A 16,983-nucleotide genomic window follows, 5' to 3' on the forward strand; every position below is an offset into this window, starting at 1 on the left:
TACCGTAAATCCTTTCAGGGACTAATAACGCGTTATGTTGTCTGCAACTAAACCATTAAGCGAAAATTTGCCAGCACATGGTTGTCGCCATGTCGCAATTATCATGGATGGCAATGGCCGCTGGGCGAAAAAGCAAGGGAAGATTCGCGCCTTTGGGCATAAGGCTGGAGCAAAATCCGTCCGCCGGGCTGTCTCTTTTGCTGCCAATAACGGTATTGATGCGTTAACGCTGTATGCCTTTAGCAGTGAGAACTGGAACCGACCTGCGCAGGAAGTGAGCGCGTTAATGGAACTGTTTGTGTGGGCACTTGATAGCGAAGTGAAAAACCTGCATCGCCATAACGTACGCCTGCGTATTATCGGGGATATCAGTCGATTTAACTCACGTTTGCAAGAACGGATTCGCAAATCAGAAGCGATTACCGCCCAGAATACCGGGTTGACGCTGAATATTGCAGCGAATTACGGTGGACGGTGGGATATTGTCCAGGGAGTCAGGCAACTGGCACAACAGGTGCAGGACGGTGTGCTGCATCCTGAGCAAATCGATGAAGAGATGCTTGGGCAGCAAATTTGTATGCATGAGCTGGCTCCTGTGGATTTAGTGATAAGGACTGGGGGAGAGCACCGAATTAGTAATTTTCTGTTGTGGCAAATTGCCTACGCCGAACTTTACTTTACCGATGTTCTCTGGCCCGATTTCGATGAACAAGACTTTGAAGGTGCGCTGCATGCCTTTGCTAATCGTGAGCGTCGTTTCGGCGGCACCGAACCCGGTGATGAAAAAGCCTGATGGGGGTCGCTTTTGCTGAAGTATCGCCTGATTTCTGCTTTTGTTTTAATACCCGTTGTCATCGCGGCGCTGTTTTTGCTGCCGCCGGTGGGGTTCGCCATTGTTACGTTGGTCGTCTGTATGTTGGCCGCCTGGGAGTGGGGACAGTTAAGCGGTTTTACCACGCGTACGCAGCGAGTCTGGCTGGCGGTTTTGTGCGGGCTATTGCTGGCACTGATGCTATTTTTGCTGCCAGAATACCATCGCGATATCCATCAACCGCTGCTTGAAGTATCGCTGTGGGCGTCGCTGGGCTGGTGGGGCGTAGCGCTGTTACTGGTATTGTTTTACCCAGGGTCTGCGTCGGTCTGGCGTAATTCCAAAACATTACGCATAATTTTCGGCGTGTTAACCATTGTCCCGTTCTTTTGGGGAATGCTGGCGCTACGTGCATGGCACTATGATGAGAATCATTATAGTGGCGCGCTATGGCTGCTGTATGTCATGATCCTCGTTTGGGGAGCGGACTCTGGTGCGTATATGTTTGGTAAGCTATTTGGCAAACATAAGCTGGCCCCGAAGGTTTCTCCTGGTAAAACCTGGCAGGGTTTTTTTGGCGGACTCGCCACTGCGGCCGTGATCTCATGGGGTTATGGCATGTGGGCGAATCTTGAAGTTGCGCCTGTCACCTTGCTCATTTGCTCCATCGTTGCAGCCCTGGCCTCCGTGCTGGGTGACCTGACCGAGAGTATGTTTAAGCGTGAAGCAGGTATTAAGGACAGTGGTCACTTAATTCCAGGACACGGCGGTATTCTGGATCGTATTGATAGCCTGACGGCTGCGGTACCGGTCTTTGCCTGCCTGTTGTTACTGGTGTTCAGGACGCTCTAACGGATGGTCTTATGCTGAGTATTCTCTGGAATTTGGCTGCATTCATCATCGCACTTGGTGTGCTTATCACCGTGCATGAATTTGGTCATTTCTGGGTTGCGCGGCGCTGCGGAGTCCGCGTCGAACGCTTTTCCATTGGCTTTGGAAAAGCGCTTTGGCGGCGTACCGATAAATCAGGTACGGAATACGTCATCGCCATGATTCCTCTCGGCGGTTACGTCAAAATGCTGGATGAGCGCGCTGAACCGGTCGCACCGGAATTGCGCCATTACGCCTTCAACAATAAAACGGTTGGACAACGTGCTGCCATTATCGCCGCGGGTCCGATTGCAAACTTCCTTTTTGCTATTTTTGCTTATTGGCTGGTGTTTATCATTGGTGTCCCTGGCGTTCGTCCGGTTGTTGGTGAAATAACACCCAACTCGATTGCTGCACAGGCGCAAATTCAGCCGGGTACGGAACTAAAAGCGGTTGATGGCATCGAAACCCCTGATTGGGATGCCGTGCGATTGCAACTGGTATCCAAAATTGGCGATGAGCATACGACCCTCAGCGTGGCGCAATTTGGCAGTAACCAGCGACAGGACAAAACGCTGGATTTACGCCATTGGGCATTTGAGCCAGACAAAGAGGATCCTGTCTCTAGTTTGGGCATGCGTCCGCGTGGTCCGCAGATTGAACCGGTACTGTCAGAAGTGCAGGTTAACTCCGCTGCAAGTAAGGCAGGTTTGCAAGCTGGCGACAGGATCGTTAAAGTCAATGGTCAGTCGCTGACGCAATGGATGACGTTCGTGACGCTGGTGCGCGATAATCCGGATACGCCGTTAGCGCTAGATATTGAAAGACAAGGAAGTTCCTTGTCTTTAACGTTAACCCCAGATTCAAAACAGGTTAACGGTAAGGCAGAAGGGTTTGCGGGCGTGGTGCCTAAAGTTATTCCTCTGCCTGATGAGTATAAGACTGTACGCCAGTATGGGCCATTCAGCGCCATCCTCGAAGCCTCGGATAAAACGTGGCAGTTGATGAAGCTGACGGTCAGTATGCTGGGAAAATTGATTACCGGTGATGTAAAACTGAACAACCTCAGTGGGCCGATTTCTATCGCCCAGGGGGCTGGGATGTCAGCGGAGTTCGGGATTATTTATTACCTGATGTTCCTTGCGCTTATCAGCGTGAACTTAGGGATAATCAACCTGTTTCCGTTGCCCGTTCTTGACGGGGGGCATCTGCTGTTCCTGGCGATTGAAAAGCTGAAGGGCGGTCCGGTATCCGAGCGGGTTCAAGACTTTAGTTATCGCATTGGCTCTATCTTGCTGGTGTTGTTAATGGGGCTTGCACTTTTCAATGATTTCTCTCGGTTGTAAGAGAGTGTTAGGAAGAACGCATAATAACGATGGCGATGAAAAAGTTGCTCATAGCGTCGCTGCTGTTTAGCAGCGCCACCGTATACGGTGCTGAAGGGTTCGTAGTGAAGGACATTCATTTCGAAGGCCTACAGCGAGTCGCCGTTGGTGCGGCTCTCCTCAGTATGCCGGTGCGCACAGGCGACACGGTTAATGATGAAGACATCAGTAATACCATTCGTGCTCTGTTCGCCACCGGAAACTTTGAGGATGTCCGCGTCCTGCGCGATGGTGATACCCTTCTGGTTCAGGTAAAAGAACGTCCGACGATTGCCAGCATCACTTTCTCCGGTAACAAATCGGTGAAAGATGACATGCTGAAGCAAAACCTCGAGGCGTCTGGCGTGCGTGTTGGCGAGTCTCTGGATCGCACAACGCTTGCCGATATCGAAAAGGGCCTGGAAGATTTCTACTATAGCGTCGGTAAGTACAGCGCCAGTGTGAAAGCGGTGGTGACGCCGTTGCCGCGTAACCGCGTTGACCTCAAGCTGGTCTTCCAGGAAGGTGTTTCGGCGAAGATCCAACAGATCAATATCGTCGGCAACCATGCCTTCTCGACTGACGAACTTATCTCTCACTTCCAGTTGCGTGACGAAGTGCCGTGGTGGAACGTGGTGGGCGATCGTAAATACCAGAAACAGAAGCTGGCGGGCGACCTTGAAACCCTGCGTAGCTACTATCTGGATCGCGGTTATGCTCGCTTCAATATTGATTCCACTCAGGTCAGCCTGACGCCGGATAAAAAAGGCATCTACATCACCGTTAACATCACTGAAGGCGAGCAGTACAAGCTTTCTGGGGTTCAGGTGAGCGGTAACCTGGCCGGGCACTCCGCCGAAATTGAGACCCTGACGAAGATCGAGCCAGGTGAACTCTATAACGGCACCAAAGTGACCAAAATGGAAGATGACATCAAGAAGCTTCTGGGTCGCTATGGCTATGCCTATCCGCGCGTTCAGTCGCAGCCTGAAATCAACGACGCCGACAAAACCGTTAAATTACGTGTAAACGTGGATGCGGGTAACCGTTTCTATGTGCGTAAGATCCGTTTTGAAGGTAACGACACTTCTAAAGACTCCGTTCTGCGTCGCGAAATGCGTCAGATGGAAGGCGCATGGTTGGGCAGCGATCTGGTCGACCAGGGTAAAGAGCGTCTGAACCGTCTGGGTTACTTTGAAACCGTTGATACCGATACTCAGCGTGTTCCGGGCAGCCCGGATCAGGTTGATGTGGTCTACAAGGTCAAAGAGCGTAACACCGGTAGCTTTAACTTCGGCGTCGGTTACGGTACCGAGAGCGGCGTGAGCTTCCAGGCTGGCGTTCAGCAAGATAACTGGTTAGGTACCGGTTATTCTGTCGGGATTAACGGCACCAAAAACGACTACCAGACCTATACTGAGTTGTCTGTCACTAACCCGTACTTCACCGTTGATGGTGTGAGCCTTGGTGGCCGCGTCTTCTATAACGACTTTGAAGCGGATGATGCAGACCTGTCCGACTATACCAACAAAAGTTATGGTACAGACGTGACGCTGGGCTTCCCGGTCAACGAATACAACACGTTGCGTGCGGGCCTGGGTTATGTACATAACAAACTGTCCAATATGCAGCCGCAGGTTGCGATGGATCGTTATCTTGAGTCAATGGGTGAGACCAATACCAACAGCTTTGCTGCGGATGACTTCACCTTTAACTATGGTTGGACATATAACAAGCTTGACCGCGGCTACTTCCCAACGGAAGGTACGCGCGTCAACCTGAACGGCAAAGTGACCATTCCGGGTTCTGACAACGAATACTATAAAGCGACGTTGGATACCGCGACCTATGTGCCGATCGATGACGATCATAAATGGGTCGTCCTGGGTCGTACCAAGGTAGGTTATGGAGACGGTATAGGCAGCAAAGAGTTGCCGTTCTACGAGAACTTCTATGCGGGTGGCTCCAGCACCGTGCGTGGTTTCCAGTCTAATACCATCGGTCCGAAAGCGGTCTATAAACCTGGGGCTTACGCCGGCGATACTGACAGCTACGAAGAGTGTACCAATAAAGACGGTTCGTACTGTAAATCAGACGATGCGGTCGGTGGTAACGCCATGGCCGTAGCCAGCCTGGAATTTATTACCCCGACGCCGTTTATCAGCGATAAGTATGCTAACTCGGTCCGTACCTCCTTCTTCTGGGATATGGGTACCGTTTGGGATACTAACTGGCAGGATAGCGATCAAACTCGCGCTATTGGGGTTCCAGATTACGGTGATCCGAGCAATATCCGTATGTCTGCAGGTATCGCGTTACAATGGATGTCCCCATTGGGGCCGTTGGTTTTCTCCTACGCCCAGCCGTTCAAGAAGTACGATGGAGACAAAGCGGAACAGTTCCAGTTTAACATTGGTAAAACCTGGTAACTGTTCTTCGCAAAGGAATGTAGTGGTAGTGTAGCGATGACTTTAGGCGATCTTGCATGGGATCGCCTGGCCACGCAAAGAACTGCACCTTCGGGTGCAAATGGGATGGTAAGGAGTTAATTGTGAAAAAGTGGTTATTAGCTGCAGGTCTCGGTTTAGCGATGGCAACGTCCGCACAGGCTGCTGACAAAATTGCAATCGTCAATATGGGTAGCCTGTTCCAACAGGTTGCACAGAAGACGGGTGTTTCTGCTACGCTGGAAAACGAGTTCAAAGGCCGTGCCAGCGAACTGCAGCGTATGGAATCCGATCTGCAATCTAAAATGCAGCGTCTGCAATCAATGAAAGCAGGTAGCGATCGTACCAAGCTGGAAAAAGACGTCATGGCTCAGCGCCAGACTTTCTCTCAGAAAGCTCAGGCTTTCGAGCAGGATCGTGCACGTCGTTCCAACGAAGAACGTGGCAAACTGGTTACTCGTATCCAGACAGCTGTGAAATCTGTTGCCAGCAGCCAGAGCATTGATCTGGTCGTTGACGCAAACACCGTTGCATACAACAGCAGCGATGTAAAAGACATCACCGCTGACGTACTGAAACAGGTTAAATAAGTAATGCCTTCAATTCGACTGGCTGATTTAGCAGAGCAGTTGGATGCAGAATTACACGGTGATGGCGATATCGTCATCACCGGCGTAGCGTCCATGCAATCTGCGCAAACTGGCAATATCACGTTCATGGTGAATCCTAAATACCGTGAACATTTAGGCGTATGCCAGGCGTCTGCCGTTGTGATGACGCAGGACGATCTTCCTTTTGCTAAGAGTGCGGCGCTGGTAGTGAAGAATCCCTACCTGACCTATGCACGTATGGCGCAAATTTTAGATACCACGCCTCAGCCTGCACAGAACATTGCACCCAGTGCAGCGATCGATGCGACGGCGAAGCTGGGTAATAATGTCTCTGTGGGCGCAAATGCGGTCATTGAGTCTGGCGTAGAACTGGGCGATAACGTGGTTATCGGTGCAGGTTGCTTCGTCGGAAAAAATACCAAAATCGGTGCAGGTTCACGCTTGTGGGCGAATGTGACGATTTACCACGACATCCAGATCGGTGAAAATTGCCTGATCCAGTCCAGCACCGTCGTTGGATCTGATGGATTTGGTTACGCGAACGATCGTGGTAACTGGGTGAAGATCCCCCAGCTTGGTCGCGTGATTATCGGCGATCGCGTCGAGATCGGCGCTTGTACCACCATTGACCGTGGTGCTCTGGACGATACTGTGATCGGTAATGGTGTTATCATTGATAACCAGTGCCAGATTGCGCATAACGTTGTGATTGGCGACAATACGGCGGTAGCCGGTGGCGTCATTATGGCGGGTAGCCTGAAGATTGGCCGTTATTGCATGATTGGCGGTGCCAGCGTGATCAATGGGCATATGGAAATATGCGACAAAGTTACGGTAACTGGCATGGGTATGGTGATGCGTCCTATCACTGAACCTGGCGTCTACTCCTCAGGCATTCCGCTACAACCCAACAAGGTATGGCGTAAAACAGCTGCACTGGTGATGAATATTGATGATATGAGCAAGCGCCTCAAAGCGATTGAGCGCAAGGTTAATCAACAAGACTAAAGCACCTTTTTTGCATGTCTGACTTTTCGGCCTGTCCCATTCATACGATTGCGACAGGCCGTGTTATTATTGCCTTTTAGTATATTTTGACAGGAAGAGTATTTTGACTACTAACACTCATACTCTGCATATTGAAGAGATTTTAGAACTTCTGCCGCACCGTTTTCCGTTTCTGCTGGTTGACCGCGTGCTGGATTTTGAAGAAGGTCGTTTTCTGCGCGCAGTGAAAAATGTATCCGTTAACGAGCCTTTCTTTCAGGGCCACTTCCCGGGTAAACCTATTTTCCCTGGCGTATTGATTCTGGAAGCGATGGCACAGGCTACCGGTATCCTCGCGTTTAAAAGCGTAGGAAAACTGGAACCAGGCGAACTGTATTATTTCGCTGGTATTGATGAAGCACGCTTTAAGCGTCCTGTCGTGCCTGGCGATCAGATGATCATGGAAGTGACTTTCGAGAAAACGCGCCGTGGCCTGACCCGTTTTAAAGGGGTTGCGCTGGTCGACGGTAAAGTTGTGTGCGAAGCAACGATGATGTGTGCCCGTAGCCGGGAGGCCTGATACGTGATTGATAAATCCGCCTTTATTCACCCGACCGCCATTGTAGAAGAGGGCGCCAGCATTGGTGCCAATGCTCACATTGGCCCATTTTGTATTGTTGGACCCCATGTTGAAATTGGTGAGGGTACCGTACTGAAGTCTCACGTTGTCGTGAATGGCCATACAAAAATTGGTCGCGATAACGAGATCTATCAGTTTGCCTCCATCGGTGAAGTTAACCAGGATCTTAAATATGCTGGTGAACCGACCCGTGTGGAAATTGGCGATCGCAACCGCATCCGCGAAAGCGTCACCATTCATCGTGGCACAGTGCAGGGCGGTGGAGTGACGAAGGTGGGCAGCGATAACTTACTGATGATTAATGCGCACGTCGCGCATGATTGTACGGTAGGCAACCGCTGTATTCTGGCGAATAACGCCACGCTTGCCGGACATGTTTCGCTTGATGATTTTGTTATCATCGGCGGCATGACTGCGGTGCATCAGTTCTGCATCATCGGTGCGCATGTGATGGTTGGTGGCTGTTCTGGTGTGGCCCAGGATGTGCCTCCGTACGTTATCGCCCAAGGCAACCACGCGACGCCGTTTGGCGTCAATATCGAAGGTTTGAAGCGTCGTGGATTCACCCGCGAAGCGATTACCGCGATTCGTAACGCCTACAAAGCGTTGTACCGTAGCGGTAAAACGCTGGAAGAAGTGAAACCCGAAATCGCGGAACTGGCGAAACAGTATCCCGAAGTTCAGGCTTTCAGCGACTTCTTTGAGCGCTCAACGCGTGGCCTGATTCGTTAATGACTGAACAGCGTCCTTTAACGATAGCCCTCGTCGCCGGAGAAACCTCCGGCGATATTCTTGGTGCAGGGTTAATTCGTGCACTCAAGGCTCGCGTTCCCAATGCGCGTTTTGTTGGCGTGGCGGGGCCGCTGATGCAGGCCGAAGGCTGTGAAGCCTGGTACGAAATGGAAGAGCTGGCGGTCATGGGTATTGTTGAAGTGCTCGGACGCCTGCGCCGTTTACTGCATATTCGTGCCGACCTCACTCGCCGATTCACCGAATTAAAGCCGGATGTTTTCGTCGGCATTGATGCACCTGATTTCAACATTACCCTCGAAGGGAACTTGAAAAAACAGGGCATTAAAACCATTCATTATGTCAGTCCGTCCGTCTGGGCGTGGCGACAGAAACGCGTTTTCAAAATAGGCAGATCCACCAACATGGTGCTGGCCTTTCTGCCTTTCGAAAAAGCGTTTTATGACAAATTTAACGTCCCGTGCCGCTTTATCGGTCATACCATGGCGGATGCCATGCCATTGGACCCGGATAAAAATGCGGCGCGTGATGTTCTGGGCATTCCTCATGACGCTCACTGCCTGGCGCTACTGCCAGGAAGCCGCGGTGCAGAAGTGGAGATGCTCAGCGCCGATTTTCTGAAAACGGCGCAGCTATTACGCCAGCATTATCCGGATCTCGAAGTGGTGGTGCCGTTGGTGAATGCCAAACGTCGCGAGCAGTTTGAACGCATTAAAGCGGAAGTTGCACCGGAGCTTTCTGTACATCTGCTCAATGGTATGGGACGTGAAGCAATGGTGGCCAGCGATGCCGCACTGCTGGCTTCAGGTACCGCCGCGCTGGAATGTATGCTGGCAAAATGCCCGATGGTGGTTGGCTACCGTATGAAACCCTTCACCTTTTGGCTGGCGAAGCGCCTGGTGAAAACGGATTACGTTTCGCTACCTAACCTGCTGGCGGGAAGAGAACTGGTTAAAGAGCTGTTGCAGGAAGAGTGTGAACCGCAGGCGCTGTCGCAAGCGCTGTTGCCGTTGCTGGCAAATGGTAAAACCAGCCATGCGATGCACGACACATTCCGTGAACTGCACCAGCAGATCCGTTGCAATGCTGATGAGCAGGCGGCGGATGCGGTCCTGGAGTTAGCGCAATGATTGAATTTGTGTATCCGCATACGCATTTAGTGGCGGGTGTGGATGAAGTCGGGCGCGGCCCTTTGGTTGGCGCAGTCGTCACAGCTGCCGTCATTCTGGATCCGGCTCGCCCTATTATCGGTCTTAACGACTCAAAAAAACTGTCAGAAAAACGTCGCCTGGCGCTGTTTGATGAAATTAAAGAAAAAGCGTTAAGCTGGAGCCTTGGTCGGGCGGAACCGCATGAAATCGACGAGCTGAACATTTTGCATGCCACCATGCTGGCCATGCAGCGTGCTGTTGCGGGTCTGCATATTGCGCCCGAATACGTGCTGATTGACGGCAATCGTTGCCCGGCATTACCGGTACCGTCGATGGCGGTGGTCAAAGGTGATAGCCGCGTGGCGGAGATTAGCGCCGCATCGATTCTGGCAAAAGTGACCCGTGACGCTGAAATGGCGGCGCTGGATACGGTTTTTCCACAGTATGGTTTTGCACAGCACAAAGGCTATCCAACCGCATTTCATCTGGAAAAATTGGCACTGCATGGTGCGACTGAGCACCATCGCCGCAGCTTTGGCCCCGTCAAACGCGCACTGGGACTCTCGTCCTGATTCTTGTGTCGAAGGAATCTGAAGATGTCTGAACCACGTTTCGTCCACCTACGGGTGCACAGCGACTACTCCATGATCGATGGGCTGGCGAAAACCGGGCCGCTGGTGAAAAAGGCGGCCGCTTTAGGCATGCCTGCGCTGGCGATCACCGATTTTACCAACCTGTGTGGTCTGGTGAAGTTTTACGGAGCGGGCCACGGCGCGGGTATCAAGCCGATAGTTGGCGCAGATTTTCATGTCCGCAGTGAGCTGTTGGGCGATGAACTCACGCAGCTCACCGTGCTGGCCGCAAATAATACCGGCTATCAGAACCTGACGTTGTTGATTTCGAAAGCCTATCAGCGCGGCTATGGCGCAGAAGGACCGGTTATCGACCGGGACTGGTTGGTTGAGCTAAAAGAAGGTTTGATTTTGCTCTCCGGCGGTCGCATGGGCGATGTCGGACGCAGCCTGCTGCGCGGCAATAGCGCACTGGTTGACGAGTGCGTGGCGTTTTACGAAGAACATTTTCCCAATTGCTATTTCCTCGAACTGATTCGCACCGGCAGGCAAGATGAAGAAAATTATCTGCACGCAGCTGTAGCGCTAGCCGAAACGCGTGGTCTACCGGTGGTGGCGACTAACGATGTCCGCTTCCTGGAAACCGGAGATTTCGACGCGCATGAAATCCGCGTAGCAATCCACGACGGGTTCACCCTTGATGACCCGAAACGCCCGCGTAACTATTCGCCGCAGCAGTACATGCGCAGCGAAGATGAGATGTGCGAGCTGTTCTCCGATATTCCGGAAGCACTGCAAAACACCGTCGAGATAGCCAAACGCTGCAACGTGACGGTGCGTCTGGGCGAATACTTCCTGCCGCAGTTCCCGACCGGCGATATGACCACCGAGGATTTCCTCGTGGCGAAATCACGCGAAGGGCTGGAAGAACGTCTCGAATTTTTGTTCCCTGACCCTGAAGTTCGTGCGCAAAAGCGCCCGCCTTACGATGAACGTCTGGAAGTTGAACTTAAAGTTATCAACCAGATGGGATTCCCTGGCTACTTCCTGATCGTTATGGAATTTATCCAGTGGTCGAAAGATAACGGCGTACCGGTAGGCCCGGGACGTGGTTCCGGCGCTGGCTCACTTGTCGCCTATGCGCTGAAAATTACCGATCTCGATCCGCTGGAATTTGACCTGCTGTTCGAACGTTTCCTTAACCCGGAACGTGTCTCAATGCCCGACTTCGACGTTGACTTCTGTATGGAGAAACGCGACCAGGTTATCGAGCACGTGGCGGAAATGTACGGTCGTGATGCGGTTTCGCAGATTATTACCTTTGGTACGATGGCTGCAAAAGCGGTTATCCGCGACGTGGGCCGCGTGCTGGGGCATCCGTACGGTTTCGTTGACCGTATTTCGAAACTGGTGCCGCCCGACCCGGGCATGACGCTGGCAAAAGCCTTTGAAGCCGAACCCCAACTGCCAGAAATCTATGAGGCAGATGAAGAGGTTAAAGCGCTGATCGATATGGCGCGTAAGCTGGAAGGCGTCACGCGTAACGCTGGTAAGCACGCCGGTGGTGTGGTTATCGCACCGACAAAAATTACTGATTTTGCGCCTCTGTACTGCGATGAGCAGGGGCTGCACCCGGTTACTCAGTTTGATAAGAACGACGTGGAATATGCCGGTCTTGTGAAGTTCGACTTCCTCGGCCTGCGTACGCTCACCATCATCAACTGGGCGCTGGAAATGATCAACGCGCGCCGTGAAAAGAACGGTGAGCCACCGCTGGATATTGCGGCCATCCCGCTGGATGACAAGAAAAGCTTCGATATGCTGCAACGCTCGGAGACCACGGCGGTCTTCCAGCTTGAATCCCGCGGTATGAAAGACCTGATCAAACGTCTGCAGCCTGACTGCTTCGAAGACATGATCGCACTGGTGGCTCTGTTCCGCCCAGGTCCGCTACAGTCGGGGATGGTAGATAACTTTATCGACCGTAAGCATGGTCGCGAAGAGATTTCCTACCCGGACGTACAATGGCAGCATGAGTGTCTGAAACCGGTACTGGAGCCGACCTACGGCATTATCCTGTATCAGGAACAGGTTATGCAGATTGCCCAGGAGTTGTCCGGGTACACCCTTGGCGGCGCGGATATGCTGCGTCGTGCGATGGGTAAGAAAAAGCCGGAAGAGATGGCTAAGCAGCGCGGCACCTTTGAAGAAGGGGCGAAAAAGCGCGGCGTAGACGGCGAACTGGCGATGAAAATCTTTGACCTGGTGGAGAAATTCGCCGGTTACGGATTTAACAAATCGCACTCCGCAGCCTATGCGCTCGTCTCTTACCAGACGCTGTGGCTGAAGGCGCATTATCCTGCTGAGTTTATGGCGGCGGTAATGACCGCCGATATGGATAACACTGAGAAAGTGGTCGGGCTGGTAGATGAATGCTGGCGTATGGGGCTCAAAATCCTGCCGCCGGATATCAACTCCGGGCTTTACCATTTTCACGTGAATGATGATGGCGAGATTGTTTATGGCATCGGCGCGATAAAAGGCGTGGGTGAAGGACCAATTGAAGCTATTATTGAGGCGCGTAACGAAGGCGGTTACTTCCGTGAGCTGTTTGATCTCTGTGCGCGCACGGATATCAAAAAACTTAACCGCCGGGTGCTGGAAAAGCTAATTATGTCTGGGGCGTTTGATCGCCTTGGTCCGCATCGCGCGGCGTTGATGAATTCGCTCAACGATGCGCTAAAAGCCGCCGATCAGCATGCAAAAGCCGAAGCCATCGGTCAGGCCGATATGTTTGGCGTGCTGGCGGAAGAACCGGAGCAAATTGAACAATCCTATGCCAGTTGCCAACCGTGGCCGGAGCAGGTGGTATTAGATGGTGAGCGTGAAACGTTGGGGCTTTACCTGACGGGACACCCCATCAACCAGTATTTAAAAGAAATTGAGCGCTATGTCGGAGGCTACAGGCTGAAAGACATGCATCCGACAGAACGTGGTAAAGTCACCACGGCTGCGGGGCTCGTCATTGCTGCGCGGGTAATGGTCACCAAGCGCGGCAATCGTATCGGCATCTGTACACTGGATGACCGTTCCGGACGTCTGGAAGTTATGTTGTTTACCGATGCTCTGGATAAATACCAGCAATTGCTGGAAAAAGACCGCATACTTATCGTCAGCGGACAGGTCAGCTTTGATGACTTCAGCGGCGGGCTTAAAATGATGGCCCGTGAAGTCATGGATATTGACGAAGCCCGGGAAAAATATGCTCGCGGGCTTGCTATCTCGCTGACGGACAGGCAAATTGATGACCAGCTTTTAAACCGACTCCGTCAGTCTCTGGAACCCCACCGCTCGGGGACAATTCCAGTACATCTCTACTATCAGAGGGCGGATGCACGTGCGCGGTTGCGTTTTGGCGCGACGTGGCGTGTTTCTCCGAGCGATCGTTTGCTAAACGATCTCCGTGGCCTTATTGGTTCGGAGCAGGTGGAACTGGAGTTTGACTAATACAGGAATACTATGAGTCTGAATTTCCTTGATTTTGAACAGCCGATTGCAGAGCTGGAAGCAAAAATCGATTCTTTGACTGCGGTTAGCCGTCAGGATGAGAAACTGGATATTAACATCGATGAAGAAGTGCATCGCCTGCGTGAAAAAAGCGTAGAACTGACGCGTAAAATCTTCGCCGATCTTGGCGCATGGCAGGTAGCCCAACTGGCGCGCCATCCACAGCGTCCGTACACCCTGGATTATGTCCGCCTGGCGTTTGATGAATTTGATGAGCTGGCGGGCGATCGTGCCTATGCGGATGATAAAGCTATTGTCGGCGGTATCGCGCGTCTGGATGGTCGTCCGGTGATGATCATTGGTCATCAGAAAGGCCGTGAGACCAAAGAAAAGATTCGCCGTAATTTCGGCATGCCAGCGCCGGAAGGCTATCGCAAAGCGCTGCGTCTGATGGAAATGGCCGAGCGTTTCAACATGCCGATCATTACCTTCATCGACACCCCAGGGGCTTACCCGGGCGTGGGCGCGGAAGAGCGTGGTCAGTCAGAAGCGATCGCACGCAACCTGCGTGAAATGTCGCGTCTGAGCGTACCGGTAATCTGTACCGTTATCGGTGAAGGTGGTTCCGGTGGCGCGCTGGCGATCGGTGTAGGCGATAAAGTGAATATGCTGCAATACAGCACCTATTCCGTTATCTCCCCGGAAGGTTGTGCTTCAATTCTGTGGAAAAGCGCCGACAAAGCACCGCTGGCCGCAGAAGCGATGGGAATTGTTGCCCCGCGTCTGAAAGAGCTGAAGCTTATCGACTCTATCATTCCGGAACCGTTAGGCGGCGCACACCGCAATCCGGAAGTGATGGCTGCGTCCCTGAAAGCACAGCTGCTGGCCGATCTCGCCGATCTCGACGTGTTAAGCAAAGACGATCTGAAAAACCGTCGTTACCAGCGTCTGATGAGCTACGGTTACGCGTAAACTGCATTAATTCCGAAAAGGGCCACAACGTTGTGGCCCTTTTTTTTACCTGTGGTTTGGCCAGGCTATGATTAACTAAGGTTTTTCCAGGAGGAACGCATGAATATCATTGCCATCATGGGACCGCATGGCGTCTTTTATAAAGATGAGCCCATCAAGGAACTTGAACGTGCGCTGCAACAGCAGGGATTTCAGATTATCTGGCCGCAGAATAGCGTTGACCTGCTGAAGTTTATCGAACACAACCCGCGAATTTGCGGCGTCATTTTTGACTGGGATGAATATAGCCTGGAGCTGTGTAGTGACATCAACCAGCTCAACGAGTATCTCCCGCTCTACGCCTTTATTAATACCCATTCGACGATGGATGTCAGTGCGCACGACCTGCGCATGGCGCTGTGGTTTTTTGAGTATGCGCTGGGTCAGTCTGAAGACATTGCCACCCGCATTCGCCAGTACACCAGCGAATACCTCGATAACATCACGCCTCCGTTCACCAAGGCGCTGTTTACCTATGTGAAGGAAGGAAAGTATACCTTCTGTACGCCCGGGCACATGGCGGGTACGGCGTACCAGAAAAGCCCGGTCGGCTGCCTGTTCTATGATTTCTTTGGCGGCAATACGCTGAAAGCCGACGTGTCCATTTCCGTAACCGAACTGGGTTCATTGCTTGATCATACCGGACCACACCTCGAAGCGGAGGAGTACATCGCGCGTACTTTTGGTGCCGAACAGAGCTATATGGTGACCAACGGCACCTCGACATCGAACAAGATTGTCGGCATGTATGCTGCGCCTGCAGGCAGTACGTTACTGATTGACCGCAACTGCCATAAGTCGCTGGCGCATTTGCTGATGATGAGCGATGTGGTGCCAATCTGGCTGAAGCCTACGCGTAACGCGTTGGGGATCCTCGGCGGTATACCCCGTCGGGAATTTACCCGTGCAAGTATTGAACGCAAGGTAGAAGAGACGACTCAGGCGCAATGGCCGGTACACGCGGTGATCACCAACTCCACCTATGACGGGCTGCTTTATAACACCAACTGGATCAAGCAAACCCTGGATGTGTCCTCCATCCATTTTGATTCAGCCTGGGTGCCGTATACCCATTTTCATCCGATCTATCAGGGGAAAAGCGGGATGAGCGGCGAACGGGTACCGGGAAAGGTGATATTTGAAACCCAGTCCACCCACAAGATGCTGGCGGCGTTGTCACAGGCTTCGCTGATCCACATTAAGGGTGACTATGATGAAGACACGTTCAACGAAGCCTTTATGATGCACACCTCCACGTCTCCGAGCTATCCGATTGTGGCGTCGATAGAAACGGCGGCGGCAATGCTGCGTGGCAATTCCGGCAAGCGGTTAATCAATCGTTCGGTGGAACGGGCGCTGCATTTCCGTAAAGAAGTGCAGCGTCTGCGCGAAGAGTCGGATGGCTGGTTCTTTGATATCTGGCAGCCGGAAAAGGTCGATGAAGCAGAATGTTGGCCGGTAGCGCCTGGTGAAGACTGGCACGGATTTGTTGATGCTGATGCCGACCACATGTTCCTCGACCCGGTGAAGGTCACGATTCTGACGCCGGGAATGGATGAACAGGGAAATATGAGCGAAGAGGGGATCCCCGCGGCGCTGGTGGCGAAATTCCTTGATGAACGCGGCGTCGTCGTCGAAAAAACGGGACCGTATAACCTGTTATTCCTGTTCAGTATTGGCATTGATAAAACCCGGGCGATGGGGCTACTACGTGGCCTGACGGAATTTAAGCGCTCGTACGATCTGAATTTACGCGTGAAAAATATGCTGCCGGATCTGTATGCTGAAGATCCCGATTTCTATCGCAATATGCGTATTCAGGATCTGGCACAGGGGATCCATAAGCTGATCCGCCAGCACGATCTCTCCGGACTGATGCTGCGGGCATTTGATACCTTGCCGGAAATGAAAATGACACCGCACCAGGCCTGGCAGCGGCAGATCAAAGGTGAGGTGGAAACCGTGGCGCTTGATCAACTGGTAGGACGCGTGTCCGCCAATATGATCCTGCCTTATCCTCCAGGCGTGCCGCTCTTGATGCCCGGGGAAATGATCACTGCCAAAAGCCGGGCTGTCCTCGATTTTCTTCTGATGCTGTGTTCGGTGGGGCAGCGCTACCCGGGATTTGAAACCGATATCCATGGCGCTAAACTGGGCGAGGATGGCGTGTATCGCGTGAGAGTCTTAAAAATGGCATAACGACTTGCCTGACCCTAAGACGTACGAGTAACGTGCTGACAGAAAAATGAAAGAGGCGATGAC

Annotated in this window: 13 protein-coding genes; all 13 read left to right on the top strand. The window is 52.4% G+C overall.

Going from position 1 to position 16,983, the window contains the following annotated elements; genetic code table 11:
* Positions 1–34 precede the first annotated feature (34 nt).
* The 13 genes from ispU to ldcC all read left to right on the top strand — a co-directional run bounded on the left by ispU (position 35) and on the right by ldcC (position 16,920).
* Complete coding sequence (gene ispU, locus OGX96_RS02640; RefSeq protein WP_008786266.1) at positions 35–793, top strand: (2E,6E)-farnesyl-diphosphate-specific ditrans,polycis-undecaprenyl-diphosphate synthase; 759 nt, start codon at positions 35–37, stop codon at positions 791–793.
* A 12-nt stretch (positions 794–805) separates the two neighbouring features.
* Positions 806–1,663, top strand: a complete 858-nt coding sequence (gene cdsA / locus OGX96_RS02645) for a phosphatidate cytidylyltransferase (protein WP_286582179.1) — start codon at positions 806–808, stop codon at positions 1,661–1,663.
* Between the two features lie 11 nt (positions 1,664–1,674).
* Positions 1,675–3,027: a sigma E protease regulator RseP gene (gene rseP / locus OGX96_RS02650; RefSeq protein WP_003829173.1), complete on the top strand. Its 1,353-nt coding sequence runs from the start codon at positions 1,675–1,677 to the stop codon at positions 3,025–3,027.
* A gap of 29 nt (positions 3,028–3,056) precedes the next feature.
* Positions 3,057–5,474: an outer membrane protein assembly factor BamA gene (gene bamA, locus OGX96_RS02655; protein ID WP_111466090.1), complete on the top strand. Its 2,418-nt coding sequence runs from the start codon at positions 3,057–3,059 to the stop codon at positions 5,472–5,474.
* Between the two features lie 122 nt (positions 5,475–5,596).
* On the top strand, positions 5,597–6,082 hold the full coding sequence (gene skp, locus OGX96_RS02660; RefSeq protein WP_003018533.1) for a molecular chaperone Skp: 486 nt from the start codon (positions 5,597–5,599) through the stop codon (positions 6,080–6,082).
* Between the two features lie 3 nt (positions 6,083–6,085).
* The gene (gene lpxD / locus OGX96_RS02665) at positions 6,086–7,111 is read left to right on the top strand and encodes a UDP-3-O-(3-hydroxymyristoyl)glucosamine N-acyltransferase (protein ID WP_006686790.1); all 1,026 of its coding nucleotides are present in this window, start codon (positions 6,086–6,088) and stop codon (positions 7,109–7,111) included.
* Positions 7,112–7,214: 103 nt separating this feature from the next.
* Entirely contained in the window at positions 7,215–7,670 is a 456-nt protein-coding gene (gene fabZ, locus OGX96_RS02670) for a 3-hydroxyacyl-ACP dehydratase FabZ (protein ID WP_003018528.1), read from the top strand.
* A 3-nt stretch (positions 7,671–7,673) separates the two neighbouring features.
* Complete coding sequence (lpxA, locus tag OGX96_RS02675; RefSeq protein WP_003018525.1) at positions 7,674–8,462, top strand: acyl-ACP--UDP-N-acetylglucosamine O-acyltransferase; 789 nt, start codon at positions 7,674–7,676, stop codon at positions 8,460–8,462.
* Complete coding sequence (lpxB, locus tag OGX96_RS02680) at positions 8,462–9,610, top strand: lipid-A-disaccharide synthase (protein ID WP_286582181.1); 1,149 nt, start codon at positions 8,462–8,464, stop codon at positions 9,608–9,610. The genes lpxA and lpxB overlap by 1 nt, the downstream gene beginning before the upstream one ends.
* On the top strand, positions 9,607–10,203 hold the full coding sequence (gene rnhB / locus OGX96_RS02685; RefSeq protein ID WP_003018518.1) for a ribonuclease HII: 597 nt from the start codon (positions 9,607–9,609) through the stop codon (positions 10,201–10,203). Before lpxB ends, rnhB begins: the two co-directional genes overlap by 4 nt.
* A 24-nt stretch (positions 10,204–10,227) precedes the next feature.
* Positions 10,228–13,710, top strand: coding sequence for a DNA polymerase III subunit alpha (dnaE, locus tag OGX96_RS02690; RefSeq protein ID WP_008786271.1), 3,483 nt, complete (start codon positions 10,228–10,230; stop codon positions 13,708–13,710).
* 12 nt (positions 13,711–13,722) lie between these two features.
* Positions 13,723–14,682: an acetyl-CoA carboxylase carboxyl transferase subunit alpha gene (accA, locus tag OGX96_RS02695; RefSeq protein WP_003829164.1), complete on the top strand. Its 960-nt coding sequence runs from the start codon at positions 13,723–13,725 to the stop codon at positions 14,680–14,682.
* 99 nt (positions 14,683–14,781) lie between these two features.
* Positions 14,782–16,920, top strand: coding sequence for a lysine decarboxylase LdcC (gene ldcC / locus OGX96_RS02700; protein ID WP_048236098.1), 2,139 nt, complete (start codon positions 14,782–14,784; stop codon positions 16,918–16,920).
* Positions 16,921–16,983 lie beyond the last annotated feature (63 nt).

This window comes from Citrobacter sp. Cpo100 (assembly GCF_030332595.1).
Lineage (GTDB): Bacteria > Pseudomonadota > Gammaproteobacteria > Enterobacterales > Enterobacteriaceae > Citrobacter > Citrobacter portucalensis.